This is a genomic window from Streptomyces sp. NPDC012637 (genome assembly GCF_042954805.1).
Lineage (GTDB): Bacteria > Actinomycetota > Actinomycetes > Streptomycetales > Streptomycetaceae > Streptomyces.
Genome location: NZ_JBIBDS010000001.1, coordinates 1,450,559 through 1,469,770, shown reverse-complemented (window position 1 = coordinate 1,469,770; position 19,212 = coordinate 1,450,559). Strand labels below are relative to the sequence as shown.

Genomic DNA, 19,212 nt, shown 5'->3' with positions numbered 1-19,212 from the left:
GTCGTGACCCGATCGGCGGAGCCCGGTGGCGGGGCGGTCGGGGCGGGCCTAGCTTCGAACGCGGCGAGGGTCCGCAGCCCGGCCGTCCGCGGAAACCCTCCGCGTCCGCCCTCGCGTGATCTGGAGGCCCGTCATGCTCGCGATACGCGTAGCTACCGCAGCCCTGCTCGCCGCCGTACCGCTCGTCCTGGCGGCGCCGTCGGGCACGGCGGACGACGGCGGCTTCCCTGACGGCGGCGGCTTCCCCAAGGACGTCGGCGCCCTCCCTGACGGCGGTGGCCTCCCTGATGCCGGTGGCCTCCCTGATGCCGGTGGCCTCCCGGACAGCGGCCGCTTTCCTGACGGCGGCGGCTTCCCGAAGGACGGCACCGGGCACGGCATCACCTCCTTCGGCTTCTCCGTGACGCCCCGGACCGTCGCCCCCGGCGGCACCGTGACGCTCAAGTCCGACGGCTGCGAAGCGCCCACCGTGACCGTCGAGTCGGGGGTCTTCGACACCGTCACCCTGAACGAGGGCCACCAGGGCACCGCGACCGTCGACCTCGACGCCAAGGTCGGCGCCCAGTACGAGGTCACCTTCGACTGCAAGGGCGAGCGGGGCACCACCACGCTCACCGTCGCGGGCGGCGGCGGCCACCACACCGACCCCTCCACCGGCGCCCACAAGGGCGTGAAGGCCGGCTTCGGCTCCGACGGCATCGGCACCACCGAGCTGGTCACCGGAGCCGTCCTCATCGCCGGGGCGCTCGGCTCGGCCGTCGTCCTGATGCGCCGCCGCGAACCCGCCGACACCACGGAGCGCTGACGGGGCGCCGAGCGGGACCGAAACAGCCCCTCCGCCCCGGTGTGACGAGGTCCGGGACGGAGGGGCGCCACACGGACCACGGGGCCGGCCACTGGAACGAGGAGAGGGCGGGACGCAGGTGGAGGGGTCGAACGGGCACCGGCGGCGCGGCGCCTGGGGCGTGATCGCGGTGGTCCTCCTGGTGGGCGTGCACCTGGTCCGCGACGGGACCGGCGACCGGTGGGCCGACGGCCCTCCGCAGCCCCTCGCCGCCGCCGCGCCCGCCCGGCCGTCCGCCGCCACCGGCGCGGTGCCCGACCCGCTCAACGCCTCGCCGCCGGTACGGGTCCGCGTGCCGGCCGTCCGGATCGACGCCCCGGTGACCCGGGTGGGCCTGGACGCCGAAGGCTGGATCGACGCCCCGGCCCCGGACGACCGCAACCTGGCGGGCTGGTTCACGGGCGCGGTCACACCGGGGGAGCGGGGCACCGCCGTCGTCGTCGGCCACGTCGACACGCCCGGGGGCCGGGCCGTCTTCTACGACCTCGGCGCGCTCGCCCGGGGCAAGCGGGTGGAGATCGCCCGCGCCGACGGGCGCACGGCGGTGTTCACCGTGTACGGCGTCGAGGTCGTCCCCAAGGACGGCTTCCCCGCCGAGCGGATCTACGGCTCCACCGGCAGCCCGGAACTCCGGCTGATCACCTGCGGCGGCCGGTACTCACCGGACGGTGGCTACGAGAGCAACGTCGTCGTCTCCGCCCGTCTGACCGAGGTCCGCTAGGGACTGTGTGTGGTGGTGATCAAGCCGTGTGACGGTGCGCCCGAGTCGACCGACTGAGTGCTTCACCTGGCCGCACTCGCCCTCGGTTCCGTGCCGGTCATGGGCGTAGTGGCCTTCTGCTCTCTGCAGTTGTCCGAAGGGGTGTCGGACATCTGTCGGTGGTGAGCGTGATCTGTCGGCGGTATGTCGGTGGCGGTTGCGACCTTGGGAGGGTCGGTGCTCTCCATGAGCACGCCGCCCCGGAGCGCAAGGAGCCTGTCATCGTGTCATCCGCATCCCAGAGCCAGCCGTGGGACGTTCACCGGCTGCCGTCTGCCGAGGGCAGGACCTTCCTGGTCACCGGGGGTAACGCCGGGATCGGCTACTTCGCCGCAGAGCAGCTCGCCGCCACCGGCGCCGTCGTCGTACTCGGCAGCCGGGACCGCGCGAAGGCTGACTCCGCCATGGCCTCCATCCGCTCGCGTGTCCCCGGCGCGCACGTGCGGCACCTTCAACTGGACCTCGCCGACCTGTCGTCCCTGAAGACAGCCGTAGACAGGCTGGACGTCGGTCATCTCGACGCGGTGGTCCACAACGCGGGGGTCGCGCTCGACGACCCGCCGCGTCGAGAGACCAAGGACGGCCACGAGCTGATGTTCGGCACCAACCACCTCGGCCACTTCGCGCTGACCCAGTGGCTGGCCCCCCTGCTGTCCGCGGCGCCGGCGGGCCGCATCGTGACGGTGGGAAGCTTCGCGGCGCGGTCCGAACGCCTGGACCTCGACGATCTGCAGTCGACCCGGGACTACCGGCCCAAGCGCGCCTACGGCCGATCGAAGCTGGCGCAGATGTGCTTTGGCTTCGAACTCGATCGCCGCCTGCGTGCCGTCGGCAGCACGGTGCTCAGTGTGGTGGCCCACCCCGGCGGCGCACTGGACTCCCTCACCCCGTCCCGCCCGCCGGTAAGCGTGACAACCCGCAGCGAGCGGCTGCGCGCCTTGCCCTCCGCGCTCTTGGTACAGGGCAAGGACGCCGGAGCATGGCCCGTCGTCCGTGCCGTCCTCGACGCGGAGGTGCAGGGAGGGCAGCTGTGGGGGCCGAGGGCCTTCGGCCTGCGTGGCATACCGAGGCGTGAGCCCGTCCCCTCTCATATGGCCGCCCCAGCCGTCGCCGCTCGTCTGTGGGCCGTCAGCGGCGAGCTGGTCGGCACCGACGCGCACCTCGGCTTTCGGTAGGCACGGAGCCGAACCCAGGGTGGCCATCCGGCCCGCTCGGGGTACAAGCCGAACCCGCCGATCGGCAGGTAGGGCTCCATGAACTTCCCCACCCCTGAACCGCTCTTTGTCCACTCTCGGGAAAAAGTCGGCGCTGATTCCTGCACGACTTCTTCCCACCCCGGGACCCCGCTGCTACGTTCCCCTCGAAAGCCCGACGCGGAGCTTCCGCGAAGACGGTCAAGGGAGGGGCGCGTGAGACGCATGACGGCACGACCTGCCAACGCCCACCAGGCGCGACTCCTGCGGCTGTTGCGCGACGGGGGGCCCAACTCCCGTGCACAGCTGGGCGATCAGATCGACCTCTCGCGCTCCAAGCTCGCCGTGGAGGTCGACCGGCTGCTCGACACCGGCCTCGTCGTCGCGGACGGACTCGCCGCCTCGCGCGGCGGGCGCCGCTCGCACAACATCCGGCTCGCGCCCGAACTCCGCTTCCTCGGCATCGACATCGGCGCCACCTCCATCGACGTCGCCGTCACCAACGCCGAGTTGGAGGTGCTCGGGCATCTGAACCATCCGATGGACGTCCGCGAGGGCCCCGTCGCGATCTTCGAACAGGCCCTGGCGATGGCGGCGAAGCTGCGCGCGTCGGGCCTCGCCGAGGGCTTCGACGGCGCGGGGATCGGCGTCCCCGGGCCCGTCCGCTTCCCCGAGGGAGTTCCGGTCGCCCCGCCGATCATGCCCGGCTGGGACGGCTTCCCCGTGCGGGAGGCGCTCAGCCAGGAACTCGGCTGCCCGGTCATGGTCGACAACGACGTGAACCTGATGGCCATGGGCGAGCAGCACGCGGGCGTCGCCCGCTCCGTAGGCGACTTCCTGTGCGTCAAGATCGGCACCGGCATCGGCTGCGGCATCGTCGTCGGCGGAGACGTCTACCGCGGTACGACGGGCAGCGCCGGGGACATCGGCCACATCCAGGTCGATCCCCACGGCCGCCCCTGCGCCTGCGGCAACACGGGCTGCCTGGAAGCCCACTTCGGCGGTGCTGCCCTGGCCCGCGACGCCGAGGAGGCGGCGCGGGCGGGCCGGTCCGACGAGCTCGCCACCCGCCTCGCCGAGGCCGGCCGGCTCACCGCCGTCGACGTCGCCACGGCCGCGGCCGCCGGGGACGCCACCTCGCTCGCCCTCACCCGAGAGGGCGGCAACCGGGTCGGGCAGGTCATCGCCGGGCTCGTCAGCTTCTTCAACCCCGGTCTGGTGGTGATCGGCGGCGGTGTCACCGGCCTCGGTCACAACCTCCTCGCCAGTGTCCGCACCCAGGTCTACCGCCGGTCCCTCCCGCTGGCCACCGGCAACCTGCCCATCGTCCTCGGTGAGCTGGGAGCCGCCGCCGGAGTGATCGGCGCGGCCCGCCTCATCAGCGACCACGTCTTCTCACCGGCGTAAGCCCTCCTTCACCGGCACAACCTCTCCTCACCGGCACAGCCCTTCCTTCACCGGCACAGCCCCTTCTTCACCGGCGTTGACCCGCCCCCACCGGCGTGGACCCGCCCCCACGGCGTAAACCCGCCCTCCCCGGCAGCAAACCTCCTCCACCAGCGCCACCCCTGCACCAACGCCCCGTGCACCAGCGCCACCCCTGCACCAGCGCCAGCCCTCCATCGGCGCCGGCGCCTGCCCTTCACCGGCGTGCTCCCTTCCTCGGTGCACTCCCTCATCGCCGTCCGTCGGGATCGCCGGGATTCAAGGGCACCGTCCCGCACCCGCAAGGCCCGCACCCGCACCCGCACCCGTACGTCCACCCCCTGGTCCCACCCCGCCCGCGCACGGTCACACCCGCCGAGGGGATCCCCGTCATGCCCCCAGAACAGCCACCCCTGCTCACCATGTCCGGCATCACCAAGTCCTTCCCCGGAGTCCGCGCCCTCGACGGCGTCGACCTGGAGGTGCGGCCCGGTGAGGTGCACTGCCTCCTCGGCCAGAACGGTGCCGGGAAGTCCACCCTCATCAAGGTGCTCGCCGGTGCCCACCAGCCCGACACCGGCACCATCACCTGGCGCGGCGAAACCGTGCGCCTGCGCTCCCCGAGTGCCGCCGTGCGGCTCGGCATCGCCACCATCTACCAGGAACTCGACCTCGTCGAGGGCCTCTCGGTCGCCGAGAACGTCCACCTCGGGCACGAGCCCACCACCGCCGGATTCGTCGTCCGCACCCGCACCGCCCGCGCGAGGACCGCCGCGCTGCTCGCCCGGCTCGGCCACCCCGAGATCGACCCGGCCCGTCACGTCGGTGAACTCTCCGCCGCCCAGAGGCAGATCGTTTCCATGGCCCGCGCGCTCTCCCACGACGTCCGGCTCATCGTGATGGACGAGCCGTCAGCGGCGCTCGACCCCGACGAGGTCGCCAACCTCTTCCGTATCGTCGAGGCGCTCACCGCGGACGGCGTCGCCGTCGTCTACATCTCCCACCGCCTGGAGGAGATCCGGCGCATCGGCGACCGGGTCACCGTGCTCAAGGACGGCCGGGCCGTCGCCGTCGGCCTTCCCGCCGCCGGCACGCCCACCCACGAGATCGTCGCCCTGATGACCGGCCGGGACGTCCCGTACGTCTTCCCCGACCGTCCCGCCCCGCCGCCCCGCACCGAACCGGTGCTCCGCGTCCGGGGGCTCGCCCGCGCGGGCGAGTTCGCACCGCTCGACCTGGACGTGCGGCCCGGCGAGATCGTCGGGCTCGCGGGACTCGTCGGCTCCGGTCGCTCCGAGATCCTGGAGACGATCTACGGGGCGCGCCGGGCCACCGCCGGACAGGTGCTCGTCGACGGCGCCCCGCTGCGGCCCGGCAGCGTCCGTGCCGCCGTGCGTGCCGGCCTCGGCCTCGCTCCCGAGGAACGCAAGACCCAGGGCCTGCTCCTCCTGGAGTCCGTCACCCGTAACGTCTCCGTCTCCTCCCTCGGCCGCTTCTCCCGCGCCGGCTGGATCGACCGCCGCGCCGAACGGGACGCCGCCCGCGCCGCGACCCGCGAGCTCTCCCTGCGCCCCGACCGGCCCGAGGCCCGGATCCGCACCCTCTCCGGCGGGAACCAGCAGAAGGCCGTCCTCGCCCGCTGGCTGCTGCGCGGCTGCCGGGTGCTGCTCCTGGACGAGCCGACCCGCGGCGTGGACGTCGGCGCCCGCGCCGAGCTGTACGCGGTGATCCGCCGCCTCGCCGACGAAGGGCTCGCGGTGCTCCTCGTCTCCAGCGAGGTCCCCGAGGTCCTCGGCCTCGCCGACCGCGTCCTGGTCCTGCGCGAGGGCCGGGTCGTGCACACCGCGCCCGCCCGCGACCTCGACGAACACCGCGTACTCGACCTCGTGATGGAAGGGAGCCCCGCGGCATGACGCTGTCCACCGCCAAGTCCCCCGCGCAGGAGCACCGCCGCCCCGCCCTCGGCTTCACGCCCGACGTGCGCAACCTCTCCCTGCTGGGCGTGCTCGCCGCGCTCGTCGTGGTCGGCGGCGTGACCAGACCGGCGGAGTTCCTGACCACCTCCAACCTCCAGCTGGTGCTCACCCAGGCCTCCGTCATCGGTGTCGTCACCGTCGGCATGACCTTCGTCATCACCAGCGGCGGCATCGACCTGTCCGTCGGCGCGGTCGTCGCGCTCGCCTCCGTCTGGGCCACCACCGTCGCCACCCAGGAGTACGGCTTCGCGGGCATCCTCTTCACCGCGGTCGTCGTCGGGCTCGGCTGCGGCCTGGTCAACGGACTGCTCGTGGCGTACGGCGGCATGGTGCCGTTCATCGCCACCCTGGCCATGCTCGCCTCGGCCCGCGGGCTCGCCCTGCAGATCACCGACGGCCGCACCCAGATCGTCACCGTGCAGTCGGTGCTCGACCTCGGCGTCCCCGACGCGTACGTCCTCGGCGTCCCGCCGCTGGTGCTCGTCTTCGCCGCCGTGACCGTCGCCGGCTGGCTGGTCCTCAACCGCACCACCTTCGGCCGCCGCACCGTAGCCGTCGGCGGCAACGCGGAGGCCGCCCGGCTCGCCGGCATCGACGTGCGCCGCCAGCGCCTCTACCTCTACCTGCTCTCCGGCCTGTGCTGCGGGATCGCCGCCTTCCTGCTGATCGTGCTGTCCGGCTCGGGACAGAACACCAACGGCAACCTGTACGAGCTCGACGCCATCGCCGCCGCCATCATCGGCGGGACGCTGCTCAGCGGCGGCCGCGGCACCATCGTCGGCTCGGTCCTCGGCGTCCTCGTCTTCACCACCATCACCGACATCTTCGCCCTCAACAACCTGCAGAGCGACGTCCAGCAGATCGCCAAGGGCGCGATCATCGTCGCCGCCGTCCTGGTCCAGCGCCGCACCGTCCGCGACGCCGACGCCTGACCCTCCCCGCACCCGCCCGTCCCCGTCCGCCCACGCCCGAAGGGTTGATCCGCCATGCCCGAGAACACCGCCGCGACCAGCCGCAGAACCCTCCTGCTCGGCGGCGCCGCCGTCTCCGCCGGCGCCCTGCTCACCGCCTGCACCAGCAACGAGCCGAAGAGCGCGGGCAACCCGGCCACGAGCAACGTGCCCGCCGCCGACGACAAGCCCGGCACCCCGGTCACCATCGGCTTCGCCGGGCCCCAGGCCGACCACGGCTGGCTCAACGCCATCAACCAGAACGCCAAGGACCGCGCCGGAAAGTACGCCGACGTCACCCTGGAGATCACCGAGGGCTCCAACGACACCGCCACCCAGATCGGCCAGATCCAGACCCTCATCAACAAGAAGGTCGACGTCCTCGTCATCCTGCCCGCCGACGGCAAGGCCCTCACCCAGATCGGCCTCCAGGCCATGAAGGCCGGGATCCCCGTCATCAACCTCGACCGGATCTTCGCCTCCCCGCAGGCCTACCGCTGCTGGATCGGCGGCGACAACTACGGCATGGGCCTCAACGCCGGCCGCTACATCGGCGAGAAGCTCAAGGGCAAGCCCGGCGCCAAGGTGGTCGAACTCGCCGGCATGGACAGCCTGGAACTGACCAAGCAGCGCACCCAGGGCTTCGACGACGCGCTCAGGAACTATCCCAACATCACCAAGGTGGCCCGCCAGGCCGCCGACTTCACCGTCGAGTCCGGCCAGGCCAAGATGGCCCAACTCCTGCAGGCACAGCCGCGCTTCGACGCCCTGTGGAACCACGACGACGACCAGGGCGTGGGCGCGCTGCGGGCGATCGCGCAGGCCGGCCGCAAGGACTTCCTCATGGTCGGCGGCGCCGGAGCGAAGTCCGCGATGGACGCCATCAAGACCGACGACAGCGTGCTCAAGGCGACCGTGCTCTACCCGCCGACCATGGCCGCGTCCGCGATCGACCTGGCCCGCGCCCTCGGCCAGAAGAAGGGCGTCGGCGGCATGTCCGAGCTGGAGATCCCCGCCTCGATCACCCTCTACTCGGCCGTCGTCACCAAGGACAACGTCGACGAGTACCTGCCCACCGGCTTCAACTGACCAGCGACGCCGGCAGCCGAACCACCCGAACGGGAGGAACACCAATGGAAGAGACGCTTGGCGTCGGCATGGTCGGCTACGCCTTCATGGGCGCCGCCCACTCACAGGGCTGGCGCACCGCGGGGCGCGTCTTCGACCTGCCGCTGCGGCCGGTGCTCGCCGCGATCGCCGGCCGGGACGGCGCCGCCGTCCGGGCGGCGGCCGACCGGCACGGCTGGGCGGCCGCGGAGACCGACTGGCGGGCCCTGATCGCCCGAGACGACGTCGACCTCGTCGACGTCTGCACCCCCGGCGACAGCCACGCCGAGATCGCGGTGGCCGCCCTGGAGGCGGGCAAGCACGTGCTGTGCGAGAAGCCGCTCGCCAACTCGGTCGCCGAGGCGGAGCTGATGGCCGCGGCCGCCGAGGACGCCGCCGCCCGCGGGCAGGTCGCCATGGTCGGCTTCAACTACCGCCGGGTGCCCGCCGTCTCGTACGCCCGCACGCTGATCGCGGAAGGCCGGCTCGGCGAGCTGCGGCACGTGCGGGTCACGTACCTCCAGGACTGGCTCGTCGATCCGGACTTCCCGCTCACCTGGCGGCTCGAGCGGGAGCACGCCGGCTCGGGTGCGCTCGGCGACCTCGGCGCGCACGCCGTGGACCTCGCCCAGTACCTGGCGGGGGAGCTCCTGGTGGGGGTTTCGGCACTCACCGAGACCTTCGTACGGCGGCGGCCGCTGCTCACCGGGGCCGCGGCCGGACTCTCGGCGGGCCCGGGCTCGGGCGCGTACGGGCCCGTCACGGTCGACGACGCGGCTCTGTTCACCGGGCGGCTGGCCTCGGGCGCGCTCGCCTCCTTCGAGGCGACCCGGATGGCCGCCGGACGCAAGAACGCCCTGCGTCTGGAGCTCAACGGGGAGAAGGGCTCGCTCGCCTTCGACCTGGAGCGGCTCAACGAGCTGTCCTTCCACGACCACACCGAGCCCGCCGCCACGGCAGGCTTCCGCCGCATCCTCGTGACCGAGCCGGGCCACCCGTACCTGGAGGGCTGGTGGCCGCCGGGACACGCGCTCGGCTACGAGCACACCTTCGTGCACCAGGCCCGCGACCTGGTCCTGGCCGTCGCGTCCGGGACCGCCCCGGCCCCGTCCTTCGCGGACGGCCTCCAGGTCCAGCGCGTGCTGGCCGCGGTGGAGGAGAGCGCGGAGAAGAACGCCGTGTACACCCCCGTATCCCGACAGGAGCCGTGACGTGCCCCGTCCCTTCACCCTGTTCACCGGCCAGTGGGCCGACCTGCCGCTGGAGGAGGTCTGCCGGCTGGCCCGCGACTTCGGCTACGACGGACTCGAACTCGCCTGCTGGGGCGACCACTTCGAGGTCGACAAGGCCCTCGCCGACCCCGCCTACGTCAAGGGCAGGCGCGAACTCCTCGACCGCCACGGCCTGAAGTGCTGGGCGATCTCCAACCACCTGGTGGGGCAGGCCGTCTGCGACGACCCGATCGACGAGCGCCACCGGGCGATCGTCCCGGCCCGGATCTGGGGAGACGGCGACGCCGAGGGCGTACGGCGGCGGGCCGCCCATGAGCTGGCCGACACGGCGCGGGCGGCGGCGGCCCTTGGCGTCGACACGGTGGTCGGCTTCACCGGCTCGTCCATCTGGCATCTGGTGGCGATGTTCCCGCCGGTGCCGGAGCGGATGATCGAGCGGGGCTTCGAGGACTTCGCGGAGCGCTGGAACCCGATCCTCGACGTCTTCGACGCCGAGGGCGTGCGTTTCGCGCACGAGGTCCATCCCAGCGAGATCGCCTACGACTACTGGACCACGCAGCGGGCCCTGGAGGCGGTCGGCAACCGGCCGGCGTTCGGGCTCAACTTCGATCCCAGCCACTTCGTGTGGCAGGACCTGGACCCGGTGGGCTTCCTGTGGGACTTCCGGGACCGGATCTACCACGTGGACTGCAAGGAGGCCCGCAAGCGCCTGGACGGCCGCAACGGGCGGCTCGGCTCCCACCTGCCCTGGGGCGACCCGCGGCGCGGCTGGGACTTCGTCTCCGCGGGGCACGGTGACGTGCCGTGGGAGGACGTGTTCCGGATGCTGCGCTCCATCGGGTACGGCGGGCCGGTCTCGGTGGAGTGGGAGGACGCCGGCATGGACCGGCTGACCGGTGCTCCCGAGGCGCTCGCCCACCTCAGGCGGTTCGACTTCGACCCGCCGGCGGCCTCGTTCGACGCGGCTTTCGGCGGCGGCGACTGACGTCGTCGCGGGGCGGCGGTCGACGTGGTCTTCGGCGGGCACGACACCTCCGACTGCCCGCTGCCCAAACGCGCCGAGACACTGACCTCCGCCGGTGTGCTCCCGCCCGGACTGGCCGCGGCCGTCGCCACCGAACTGGAGGCCACGGACACCCGGATCCGCCCCGGCGGCCCGCTGCCCGGCGACACCCGCACCCAGGACGAACTCGTCGCCGCCTTCGCCGCCGACCTGACGGACTTCCGCATTGGACTGGACCTGGAACGCGTCGTGGTGGTGAATGTGGCTTCCACGGAGCCGGCGTCGGGGGGCGTCGAGCTCCCACCCAGCTCCCTCTACGCCGCGGCCGCGCTGCGCGCCGGCTGCCCGTACGTCAACTTCACCCCCTCGACCGGCCTCCGGCACCCCGGGCTGTCGGCCGCGCTCGCGGAGAGCGACCTGCGCCACGCCGGCCGGGACGGCAAGACCGGCAGACCCTGCTCCGATCGGTGCTCGCCCCGATGTTCCGCGAGCGGGCCCTCACCGTACGCGCCTGGTCCGGCAGCAACCTCCTCGGCGGCGGCGACGGCGCGGCCCTCGCCGGCCCGGCGGCGGCCGCGGCCAAGAACGCCGGCAAGGAACGGCCGCCGAACTCGACGCCGCGCTCGCCCCGCTGCTCGCCGACGCCCGTGCCGAGGGCCGCACCGTCGTCGCCCTGTCCGAGTACGGGATCACCCGCGCCGACCGCCCCGTCGACATCAACCGCGCCCTGCGCCGCGCCGGACTCCTGGAAGTCCGCATCCAGGACGGCATGGAGAACCTCGACCCCATGGCCTCGCGCGCCTTCGCCGTCGCCGACCACCAGATCGCCCACGTGTACGTCCGGCGGCCCGCCGACCTCGAAGCCACCCGCGCGGCGCTCGAAGGACTCCCCGGTCTCGACCGGCTGCTGGACGACGCCGGCAAGAAGGAGCACGGACCCGACCACCCGCGCTCCGGCGAACTCGTCGCCGTCGCCGAGCCCGACGCCTGGTTCACGTACTACTACTGGCTCGACGACGACCGGGCCCCCGACTTCGCCCGGCTCGTCGAGATCCACCGCAAGCCCGGCTACGACCCCGCCGAACTCCTCATGGACCCGCTCGACCCGTACGTACGGCTCAAGGCGGCCAAGGCGATCGCCCGCAAGAAACTCGGCATGCGCTACCGCATGGCGGTCGTGCCGCTCGATCCCTCACCTATTCGCGGCAGCCACGGCCGCCTCCCCGCGAGCGAGGATGAAGGTCCGCTCATCCTGTGCTCCACCCCCCGCGCCGCATCCGGCCGCGTCGCGGCCACCGATGTGAAAGCCCTGCTGCTGAGGCTCGCGGGCTGTCCTGACCCGAGCCCCTTCGCCGTCCAGTAGAGCAGACGAATCCGACGACAAAGGAGTTATCCACAGATGAGCCGCACCTCCCGCCGTACCTCCCTCGGTACCTCCCCCGGAACTTCCCTCGGGACCTCGCTCCGGACCGCCGACCCCGAGCTCTCCCAGCGCCTCAGCAGACGGAACATGCTCGGCGTCGCCGCCGGAGCGACCGCCGCCGCCCTCCTCGGCGCGGCCGCCGCACCCGCCCACGCCACCGGGGTCACGGCCACGACCACGGCCGCGGACCCCGCGAGCGCCGCCGACCCCGCCGCCCAGGGGCAGGGCCACGGCCGCCCCGTGCTGCCGCCCGGCCGCCTCGGCATCCAGCTGTACTCCCTGCGCGACAAGGTCGCGACCCTCGGCTTCGCCACCGTCTTCGCCGAGCTGAAGAAGTACGGCTACGACGAGGTCGAGTTCGCCGGCTACACCCAGGGCTCCGCCGGCCCGATCGGCCTCACCGAACTCAAGGCGCTCACCGCCGACCACGGCTTGCGCGGCATCGGCAGCCACGTCGGCTACTACTCGTCCGACCCCGCCGCGTACACCTTCGCCCAGAACCTCGACCGCGTCCTCGACGACGCCGCCGCCCTCGGCCTCCCGCACGTCGGCACCGCCTCGGGCCCCTGGCGCTACGGCTCCACCGTCGACGGCTGGAAGCGCTGCGCCGAGGAGTTCAACCGCTTCGGCGCCGCCGCCAAGGCGCGCGGCATGAAGTTCTACCAGCACAACCACTCCGAGGAGTTCTCCTTCGCGAGCGACCGTCCCGACGTGCGCCTCTACGACGTCCTGCTCGCCGAGACCGACCCCGACCTGGTCCACCTGGAGATGGACGTCTTCTGGGCCTACGTCGGCCAGTACCGCTACTCCCGCCGCCCCGACGGCACCCCCGCGCCCTTCGACCCGCTCGACTACGTCCTCACCCAGCCCCACCGCTACCCGCTGTTCCACGTCAAGGACGGCGAGCGCGACGACAGCGCCGCCCTCTACGGCTACCGCATGACCGACGTCGGCGACGGCGACATCGACTACCGGCGCTTCATCTCCGCGGTCACCCGCAGCCACCAGGGCCGACCCGGCCACCACTGGCAGGCCGAGCGCGACAACCCCGTCGACTCGCTCTCCTTCGCCCGTCGCTCCAGCGCCCACCTCCACTCCCTGAGGGAGAAGGGCTAGCCGATGCCCTGACGGTCGGCCTCCAGGGCGAAGGCCCGGTCCGCGGCCGTCGGCACCGCGCGCTCCACCAGCTCGACCAGGAGCGCGCGGTGCCGCAGCAGCGGCTCCCTGCGTTCCTCGGGCACCATCGAGAGGAGGTCGTCGAGACCTGCCAGCATCCGCCGCGACACCTGCGGACTCGTCCCGGAGGCGCCCCGGATCTCGGCGAAGCCCAGATCCACCAGGTCCGCCCACTCCGGCACGTCCTGCACCAGCCGCACCGGGCCGCGGCCGTGCCGCCCCTCGCGGTACTCCACCGCGCCCAGCGGCCGGTGGGCGAGCGCCGCCAGGAACTGGACGATCCGGTCCAGGCACTGCACGGCCGTCGTCGGGTCGTTCACGGCCGGGGACAGGGCCCGCAGCCCGATGTCCGAGAGCTGCCGCAGCCCGAAGCCCAGGTCCTGGTGGAAGGTCCGCTCGATCCCCACCGACACCGAGATCCCGAGCCCCTTCGGCACCGCCCCGCCGTGCACCGCGAGGACCGGGGTCCCCGGCACCACGAAGTCCCCGGTCCGCGGCAGCAGGCGCAGCACCAGACCGTGCCGCCGCGCGACCCGCACGAACCGCACCACGTTCACGTCCCGCAGCACCCCGGCCCGCCCCCGGTGCACCACGTGCCCGGTCACCGGCCCGAGGTCGCCGCCCCCGCCCTCGTACCAGGGCATCTTCGCCAGCACCCGGAACGACTCCTGGGTGATCCGGTCCACCACGTGTCCCACCCGCATCAGGCGCAGCGTCGAGTTCACGTACGCCACGAAGAGCAGCAGGCTGAGTCCCACGAGCGCCAGCGTCACGATCGACTGCACCAGCGGCACGCTCGTCACGTATTGCGGGTCGGTCTCGCTGTCGTACGAGGTGAGCACGAGCAGCGACAGCACGAAGGTGGCGAGGAAGACCGAGAAGGTCGCCTTGGTGATCCGGCTGCGGACGAAGATCCGCACCACCCGGGGGCTGAACTGCCCGCTCGCCATCTGCACCGCGACCAGCGAGATGGAGAAGACGACACCGATGAAGGTCATCATCGCGGAGCTGACGGTGGTGACCACGGTCTTCGCGTCCTCGGCGATCCCGACGAGGTCGCCCAGCGCCTCGTACTCGCCCTCCTCCCGCAGCGCGTCGACGATGGCCCGGTCGGCGCCGTCGCACAGCCACCACACCAGGACGACGAGGGCCATGGTGGCGACCGGCGCGAACCAGAAGGTGTCCCGGAGGTGCTCCCGCAGCGGTGAGAGCATCCGCGGTCTGGGGTAGCGGGCGGTGCGAGGCGCAGGCGCGGGCAGGGGCGGAAGCGGGGGGTGCTGGCTCACCCCGCGCAGGCTAGCCCGCCGCCGCCCGCACTCCGTGTACGCGGACGGCGACACCCTGTACCCCGACCCGGACGAGCGGGAGGGATCCGGGCCGGCATCGGCGGCGACGGGCCGGCCGCGCCGCACTGACCACGGGAAACGCTGGTGAAAGCCACCTCGAACCCCTGGTAGAGTTATCCATGTCGCCGCGGGGAACACCCGGGGCGGCGAGACACCTCGTCCGGGTGGCGGAATGGCAGACGCGCTAGCTTGAGGTGCTAGTGCCCTTTATCGGGCGTGGGGGTTCAAGTCCCCCCTCGGACACAAGACGGAAGGACCCCGACGGCAGTCGGGGTCCTTCCGCGTTTCGTGTCCCGCCACGTCGGAAGGGGCGGCTCGACAGCAGGTCTCACCCAGGGCCGGCAGCGCGCCGGGGCCGTCCCACCGGGCCGGCAGGTCTCGCCGGCAGCTCCTCACCAGACGAAGATCGGCCCGCTGTCGTGGAGCGCGACGAAGACGCTGCCGATGCCGAGGACCCAGAGCGCGACGGTGCCTGCCAGCAGGCCCTTGGCCGCCGGTATCCGGCCTTGCCGCCCGCGCAGCTGCGCCACGGTCCAGCCGCAGGCCGCCCCGGCCGGCGGCAGCCCCGCCAGCAGCATGGCCGCCCGCTCCAGCGCCAGCCGGGTCTCGTGGTTGCCCTGCCAGTCGGTGGCGCTCTTGTGCTCCAGCGCGCTCTGCGCGGCGGCCCACAGCCCGGCCGCGAGCGGCAGCAGCAGGACGGCGGACAGGGCGAGGAGCGTGACGAGCCGGCGCCTCGTCCGGCGCTGCTCGTCCTGCGCCGGGCCGCGTGTCCTGGGCCGGGTCCGGGGCCGCGTCCGGTTCGGTGTCATCCCGGCATCATGATCGACGCGGTTCGTCGTGGTCCAGGTCCTTGCGTGCCACCACCAGCCGGCACCGCGGGCTGCCGTCCTCCCGCAGGCCCAGGGACCGGACCGGCAGCAGCTCCACGGTGAATCCGGCGCCCTCCAGGCGGGAGCGGACGTCGGCGAGCCGGAAGGTCCGGTAGTACATGACGAAGGGCGGCCGCCACAGCGCGTTGCGCACCCGCATCACCGCGTCGAAGCCCCACAGCGTCCAGTACGGGGCGGAGCCCACGCGCGGTGGCGCCGGGAGCGGGAAGGCGAAGCTGCCGCCGGGCCGCAGGGCGGCGTGGACCTGGGCGAAGAGGGTGCGCTGTTCCGAAGGCAGGAAGTGTCCGAAGGCGCCGAAGCTGACGGCGAGGTCGAAGACGGGGGCGAAGGGCAGGGCCAGGGCGTCGGCCCGGACGAGCGTCGCGGCGGGGTGGGCGCGGCGGGCCTCGGCGAGCATCCCGTCGCTGAAGTCGACCCCGGCGGTCCGGCCCGTGCACACCGAACGCAGCACCGAGAGCCCCGCGCCCGTGCCGCAGCAGACGTCCAGGCCCGAGTCGAAGGGGCCGAGCGGCTCCAGGGTCTCCGCGACCGCCGTCAGGAGGCGGTCCGAGGTGCGGAAGGGAGTGGCGTCGAACTTCGCGGCGAGCAGGTCGTAGCCGTGCTCGACGGAGGACAGCGCCTGACGGGTCAGTTCGCGGAGCGTGGGGCCCTCGGGGGAGAACATGCCCCGACCCTACGACCCGCGTGTCCCGCTCACAGCGCGCTGCTCACCTGAGGCGGCACGCTCCAGGCCGGGGCGATCCCGGTCAGCTGGCAGATCAGCAGGTAGAGGGGGATGGGAGGGGTGTACGGGGAGCCCCCGTCGGGGTGGTGGATCAGTCGCGGCCCGCGGTCCGGGATCACCGCGCCGGGCGCGTAGCAGGCGGGGAGCGGCCAGGTGAGGTCGAGGTCGGAGCCGGCCGGGACCAGCCACCACCACCAGTCGGCGTCGGCGTAGACGCAGCCCTTGGCGGGGAGCCGGGACAGGGTGCGGAAGCCGTAGCGGGCGGGCACGCCGACGGCGTCGCAGCCGAGGGTGGCCGGGAGGTCGACGGGCACGGGCAGCCGGGTCACGCCGACGGGCGCGGGGGAGAGGGAGGAGGGGTTTCCGGAGGTGCCGGAGGCGTGGCTCTCGGGGCTCCTGCGGGCGCGCGGGATCAGGAGCGTCGCCATCGACCTCAGCACGGCTCTCCCATGCCGTGCGCGAGCTCCGCCCAGACGACCTGCGCCGTTCCGTGGCCGGTGCGGTCCGCGCCCCAGGCGGCGCACAGGGCGTCGACCAGGATGAGTCCGCGGCCGCGCTCCTCCTCGCCGCAGTCGCGGATGCGCGGTCCCGCGGGGCCGCCCTCGTCGCGCACGGCTATCCGCAGGCGGTCCTCGCCCTCGCGCAGTTCGCAGACGACGCGTCCGCTCGCGGTGTGCACGACGGCGTTGGTGACCAGTTCGGAGACGACGAGGGCGACGGTGTCGCGTATGTCGGGGTCGCAGCCCCAGAGGATGAGGCGTTCCTCGGCGAGCCTGCGGGCGCGGGCGACGGACTCGGTGCGCGCGGGCAGTTCGAAGGCGAAGCGGCGGAACTCGGCGTGCGGCCGTGGGCGCTGGGTCATGACGCGGGCGCTCATGAGACCTGAGGAGTGCGCGTTACCAGAAGCCACGACCGGATCCTCACAACTGTGGGCAGGACTGCCGTACGCATGCCGGCGCTGCGAAGCGCACGGCGGCATGCGTACTGGTTCACCGGAATACTGTGCTCCCGACTCGGACACTTGGCAAGTGGCACTCTGAAAATTGCAGAGTGCGGTGTTCTCTCTGGACGGGCCTCGTGGCACACTCGTCCAAACAGCGCGTCGGGGAGGTCTGAGAGTGAGCGAGCCGCGGTCCGCCCCCACGGTGGGACAGGTCGTTCTCGGTAGGCGTCTGCAGGACCTGCGTGAGCGGGCCGGCCTCAAGCGGGAAGAGGCCGCCAAGATCCTCCGAGTGGCTCCGGCCACGATCCGGCGCATGGAAACCGCCGAGGTCGCGCTGAAGATTCCCTACGTCCAGCTGCTGCTCAAGGCGTACGGCATCACGGACTCCGAGGCGGAGGGCTTCGTCGCCCTCGCGGAGGAGGCCAACCTCCCCGGCTGGTGGCAGCGGTTCCATGACGTGCTGCCCGGCTGGTTCTCCATGTACGTCAGCCTGGAAGGGGCCGCGAGCCTCATCCGGGCCTACGAGCCCCAGTTCGTCCCCGGTCTGCTGCAGACCGAGGACTACGCCCGCGCCATTCTGCGCAGCGGGGCCGTCGGCGTCGGCAGCGCCAAGGACGCCGCCGAGGAGACCGAGCGCCATGTAGCCCTCCGCATGGAGCGCCAGTCCCTGCTGACCAGGGAGGACGCGCCCAAGTTCTGGGTGATCATGGACGAGACCGTCTTCCGCCGACCGGTCGGTGACGGGCCCGAAGTGATGCGCGACCAGCTCGACCGGCTGCTCGAAGCGTCGGAGCTGCCGAACGTCACCTTGCAGATCGCGGAGTACGCGTCCGGCCACCACCCCGGCACCTACGGACCGTTCGTCCTCTTCCGCTTCGCCATGCCCGAACTCCCGGACATGGTCTACAGCGAGTACCTGACCGGCGCCGTCTACCTCGACGCGCGCCCCGAGGTGGCCTCCCACCTCGAGGTCATGGACCGCATGGCGGCCCAGGCCGCGACTGCACAACGCACGAAGGAGATCCTCAGGGGTCTCCGCAAGGAGCTGTGAATGGATCGCATATACAACGGCATGCCCGCCGCTGAGCTCGGTGCCGAGGGATGGCACAAGCCGTGGAGCGGCGGGAACGGGGGCAACTGCGTGGAGGCCATGAAGCTGGCCGACGGCAGGGTCGCCGTGCGACAGTCCGCAGACCCTGAAGGACCCGCGCTCATCTACACCCACGGGGAGATCGCCGCATTCATCCAGGGGGCCAAATCCGGTCAGGCTGACTTCCTGCTCACCTGAACCTTCCGCCCCACGCGTCCGTCGCGTAACTCTTGCTGTACGTGCCACCGTTCGTCCCGCCGAGGAGAGCCGATGACCAGCCAGGACCCCGCCGCATCCCCGCGCGGCGAGATACGCATCGACACCAGCAAGCCGCACCCCGCGCGCATGTACGACTGGTTCCTGGGCGGCAAGGACAACTACCCGGTGGACGAGGAGATGGCACGTCAGCTCCTCACCGTCGACGCCCGGGGCCGGGACATGGCCCGCGTCAACCGGGCCTTCATGCACCGGGCCATCCGCTGGCTCAGCGCCGCCGGCGTACGCCAGTACCTGGACGTCGGCACCGGCATCCCGACCGAGCCCAACCTGCACCAGATCGCGCAGGAGGCGGCGCCGGAGTCCCGGATCGTCTACTGCGACAACGACCCGATCGTGCTCGCGCACGCCGCGGCGCTGCTCCGCTCGACCCCGCAAGGGGCCACGGAGTACATCCAGGCGGACGCCCGCGACCCCGAGGTCATCCTCGAAAGGGCCGGAAAGGTCCTTGATTTCGACCAGCCTATCGCCCTGTCGATGCTCGCCCTCCTGCACTTCGTGGGGGACGAGGACGGCGCCTACGACCTGGTCGCCAAGATCGTCGACAAGCTCGCCCCGGGCAGCTACCTCGTCCTCTCGCACGTCACCGGGGACTTCGACCCCGAGGGCGCGGCGAAGGCCTCCGCCATGTACAAGGCGCGCGGCCTGACCCTCCGCCCCCGCTCCCGTGACGAGCTGGCGGCCTTCTTCGACGGCCTCGACCTCGTCGAGCCGGGCGTGTCCCTGACCGCCGAGTGGCACCCGGAGCTGGGCGAGCCCGTGCCGGTCCAGGGCGACGACCCGATCCCGGGCTGGGCGGCGGTCGGCCGCAAGCGCTGACCGCGGCGCCCGTACGCGGGCGAGGCCCCCACCGG

General features: G+C 72.6%; 18 protein-coding genes, 1 tRNA gene and 3 pseudogenes. 17 read left to right on the top strand and 5 right to left on the bottom strand.

Going from position 1 to position 19,212, the window contains the following annotated elements:
• Positions 1–133 precede the first annotated feature (133 nt).
• From ACFY8W_RS06680 to ACFY8W_RS06620, 13 genes and pseudogenes are all read left to right on the top strand, one after another.
• Positions 134–805, top strand: coding sequence for a hypothetical protein (locus ACFY8W_RS06680; RefSeq protein WP_391101033.1), 672 nt, complete (start codon positions 134–136; stop codon positions 803–805).
• A gap of 118 nt (positions 806–923) precedes the next feature.
• The gene (locus tag ACFY8W_RS06675; protein ID WP_391101030.1) at positions 924–1,565 is read left to right on the top strand and encodes a class F sortase; all 642 of its coding nucleotides are present in this window, start codon (positions 924–926) and stop codon (positions 1,563–1,565) included.
• A 263-nt stretch (positions 1,566–1,828) separates the two neighbouring features.
• Positions 1,829–2,779: an SDR family NAD(P)-dependent oxidoreductase gene (locus ACFY8W_RS06670; RefSeq protein WP_391101028.1), complete on the top strand. Its 951-nt coding sequence runs from the start codon at positions 1,829–1,831 to the stop codon at positions 2,777–2,779.
• Positions 2,780–3,022: 243 nt separating this feature from the next.
• Positions 3,023–4,204 carry an ROK family protein gene (locus ACFY8W_RS06665; RefSeq protein ID WP_391101760.1) on the top strand — a complete coding sequence of 394 codons (1,182 nt, stop codon included), beginning with the start codon at positions 3,023–3,025 and terminating at the stop codon, positions 4,202–4,204.
• Between the two features lie 410 nt (positions 4,205–4,614).
• Positions 4,615–6,135 (top strand): ATP-binding cassette domain-containing protein, encoded by a 1,521-nt coding sequence (locus ACFY8W_RS06660; RefSeq protein WP_391101026.1) that lies wholly within the window; start codon positions 4,615–4,617, stop codon positions 6,133–6,135.
• Positions 6,132–7,130 (top strand): ABC transporter permease, encoded by a 999-nt coding sequence (locus tag ACFY8W_RS06655; protein WP_391101024.1) that lies wholly within the window; start codon positions 6,132–6,134, stop codon positions 7,128–7,130. Before ACFY8W_RS06660 ends, ACFY8W_RS06655 begins: the two co-directional genes overlap by 4 nt.
• A 54-nt stretch (positions 7,131–7,184) precedes the next feature.
• The gene (locus ACFY8W_RS06650) at positions 7,185–8,237 is read left to right on the top strand and encodes a substrate-binding domain-containing protein (RefSeq protein ID WP_391101022.1); all 1,053 of its coding nucleotides are present in this window, start codon (positions 7,185–7,187) and stop codon (positions 8,235–8,237) included.
• Between the two features lie 44 nt (positions 8,238–8,281).
• Complete coding sequence (locus ACFY8W_RS06645; protein WP_391101020.1) at positions 8,282–9,466, top strand: Gfo/Idh/MocA family oxidoreductase; 1,185 nt, start codon at positions 8,282–8,284, stop codon at positions 9,464–9,466.
• Position 9,467: 1 nt separating this feature from the next.
• The gene (locus tag ACFY8W_RS06640; RefSeq protein WP_391101018.1) at positions 9,468–10,472 is read left to right on the top strand and encodes a TIM barrel protein; all 1,005 of its coding nucleotides are present in this window, start codon (positions 9,468–9,470) and stop codon (positions 10,470–10,472) included.
• 24 nt (positions 10,473–10,496) lie between these two features.
• Positions 10,497–10,973, top strand: a pseudogene (locus ACFY8W_RS06635) (inositol-3-phosphate synthase); the annotation flags it as partial.
• A pseudogene (locus ACFY8W_RS06630) lies at positions 10,970–11,029 on the top strand (hypothetical protein); the annotation flags it as partial. The pseudogenes ACFY8W_RS06635 and ACFY8W_RS06630, both read left to right, overlap by 4 nt.
• A 62-nt stretch (positions 11,030–11,091) precedes the next feature.
• Positions 11,092–11,853: pseudogene (locus ACFY8W_RS06625) on the top strand (alkaline phosphatase family protein); the annotation flags it as partial.
• 147 nt (positions 11,854–12,000) lie between these two features.
• The gene (locus ACFY8W_RS06620; RefSeq protein WP_391101757.1) at positions 12,001–13,029 is read left to right on the top strand and encodes a TIM barrel protein; all 1,029 of its coding nucleotides are present in this window, start codon (positions 12,001–12,003) and stop codon (positions 13,027–13,029) included.
• On the opposite strand, the gene ACFY8W_RS06615 is transcribed toward ACFY8W_RS06620, so the two are convergent.
• A complete protein-coding gene (locus ACFY8W_RS06615) occupies positions 13,026–14,303 on the bottom strand; it encodes a DUF2254 family protein (protein ID WP_391101756.1) in 1,278 nt (425 codons plus the stop codon). The genes ACFY8W_RS06620 and ACFY8W_RS06615 overlap by 4 nt on opposite strands.
• Before the next feature lie 290 nt (positions 14,304–14,593).
• Here ACFY8W_RS06615 and ACFY8W_RS06610 point away from each other — a divergent pair.
• Positions 14,594–14,678 (top strand) — tRNA-Leu (locus ACFY8W_RS06610).
• Positions 14,679–14,827: 149 nt separating this feature from the next.
• Here ACFY8W_RS06610 and ACFY8W_RS06605 read toward each other — a convergent pair.
• The 4 genes from ACFY8W_RS06605 to ACFY8W_RS06590 are packed head-to-tail and all read right to left on the bottom strand — an operon-like array spanning position 14,828 to position 16,911.
• Complete coding sequence (locus ACFY8W_RS06605; RefSeq protein WP_391101016.1) at positions 14,828–15,244, bottom strand: hypothetical protein; 417 nt, start codon at positions 15,242–15,244, stop codon at positions 14,828–14,830.
• A 7-nt stretch (positions 15,245–15,251) separates the two neighbouring features.
• On the bottom strand, positions 15,252–15,989 hold the full coding sequence (locus ACFY8W_RS06600) for a methyltransferase domain-containing protein (RefSeq protein ID WP_391101014.1): 738 nt from the start codon (positions 15,987–15,989) through the stop codon (positions 15,252–15,254).
• Between the two features lie 29 nt (positions 15,990–16,018).
• Positions 16,019–16,477, bottom strand: a complete 459-nt coding sequence (locus ACFY8W_RS06595; RefSeq protein ID WP_391101012.1) for a hypothetical protein — start codon at positions 16,475–16,477, stop codon at positions 16,019–16,021.
• Positions 16,478–16,482: 5 nt separating this feature from the next.
• Positions 16,483–16,911, bottom strand: coding sequence for an ATP-binding protein (locus ACFY8W_RS06590; RefSeq protein ID WP_391101753.1), 429 nt, complete (start codon positions 16,909–16,911; stop codon positions 16,483–16,485).
• 256 nt (positions 16,912–17,167) lie between these two features.
• Between ACFY8W_RS06590 and ACFY8W_RS06585 the strand changes: the two genes are divergently transcribed.
• From ACFY8W_RS06585 to ACFY8W_RS06575, 3 genes are all read left to right on the top strand, one after another.
• Entirely contained in the window at positions 17,168–18,043 is an 876-nt protein-coding gene (locus ACFY8W_RS06585) for a Scr1 family TA system antitoxin-like transcriptional regulator (RefSeq protein ID WP_391101009.1), read from the top strand.
• Positions 18,044–18,280, top strand: coding sequence for a DUF397 domain-containing protein (locus tag ACFY8W_RS06580; RefSeq protein WP_015037566.1), 237 nt, complete (start codon positions 18,044–18,046; stop codon positions 18,278–18,280). It begins immediately after the preceding gene.
• A 72-nt stretch (positions 18,281–18,352) separates the two neighbouring features.
• On the top strand, positions 18,353–19,177 hold the full coding sequence (locus tag ACFY8W_RS06575) for an SAM-dependent methyltransferase (protein WP_391101006.1): 825 nt from the start codon (positions 18,353–18,355) through the stop codon (positions 19,175–19,177).
• Positions 19,178–19,212: the final 35 nt, after the last annotated feature.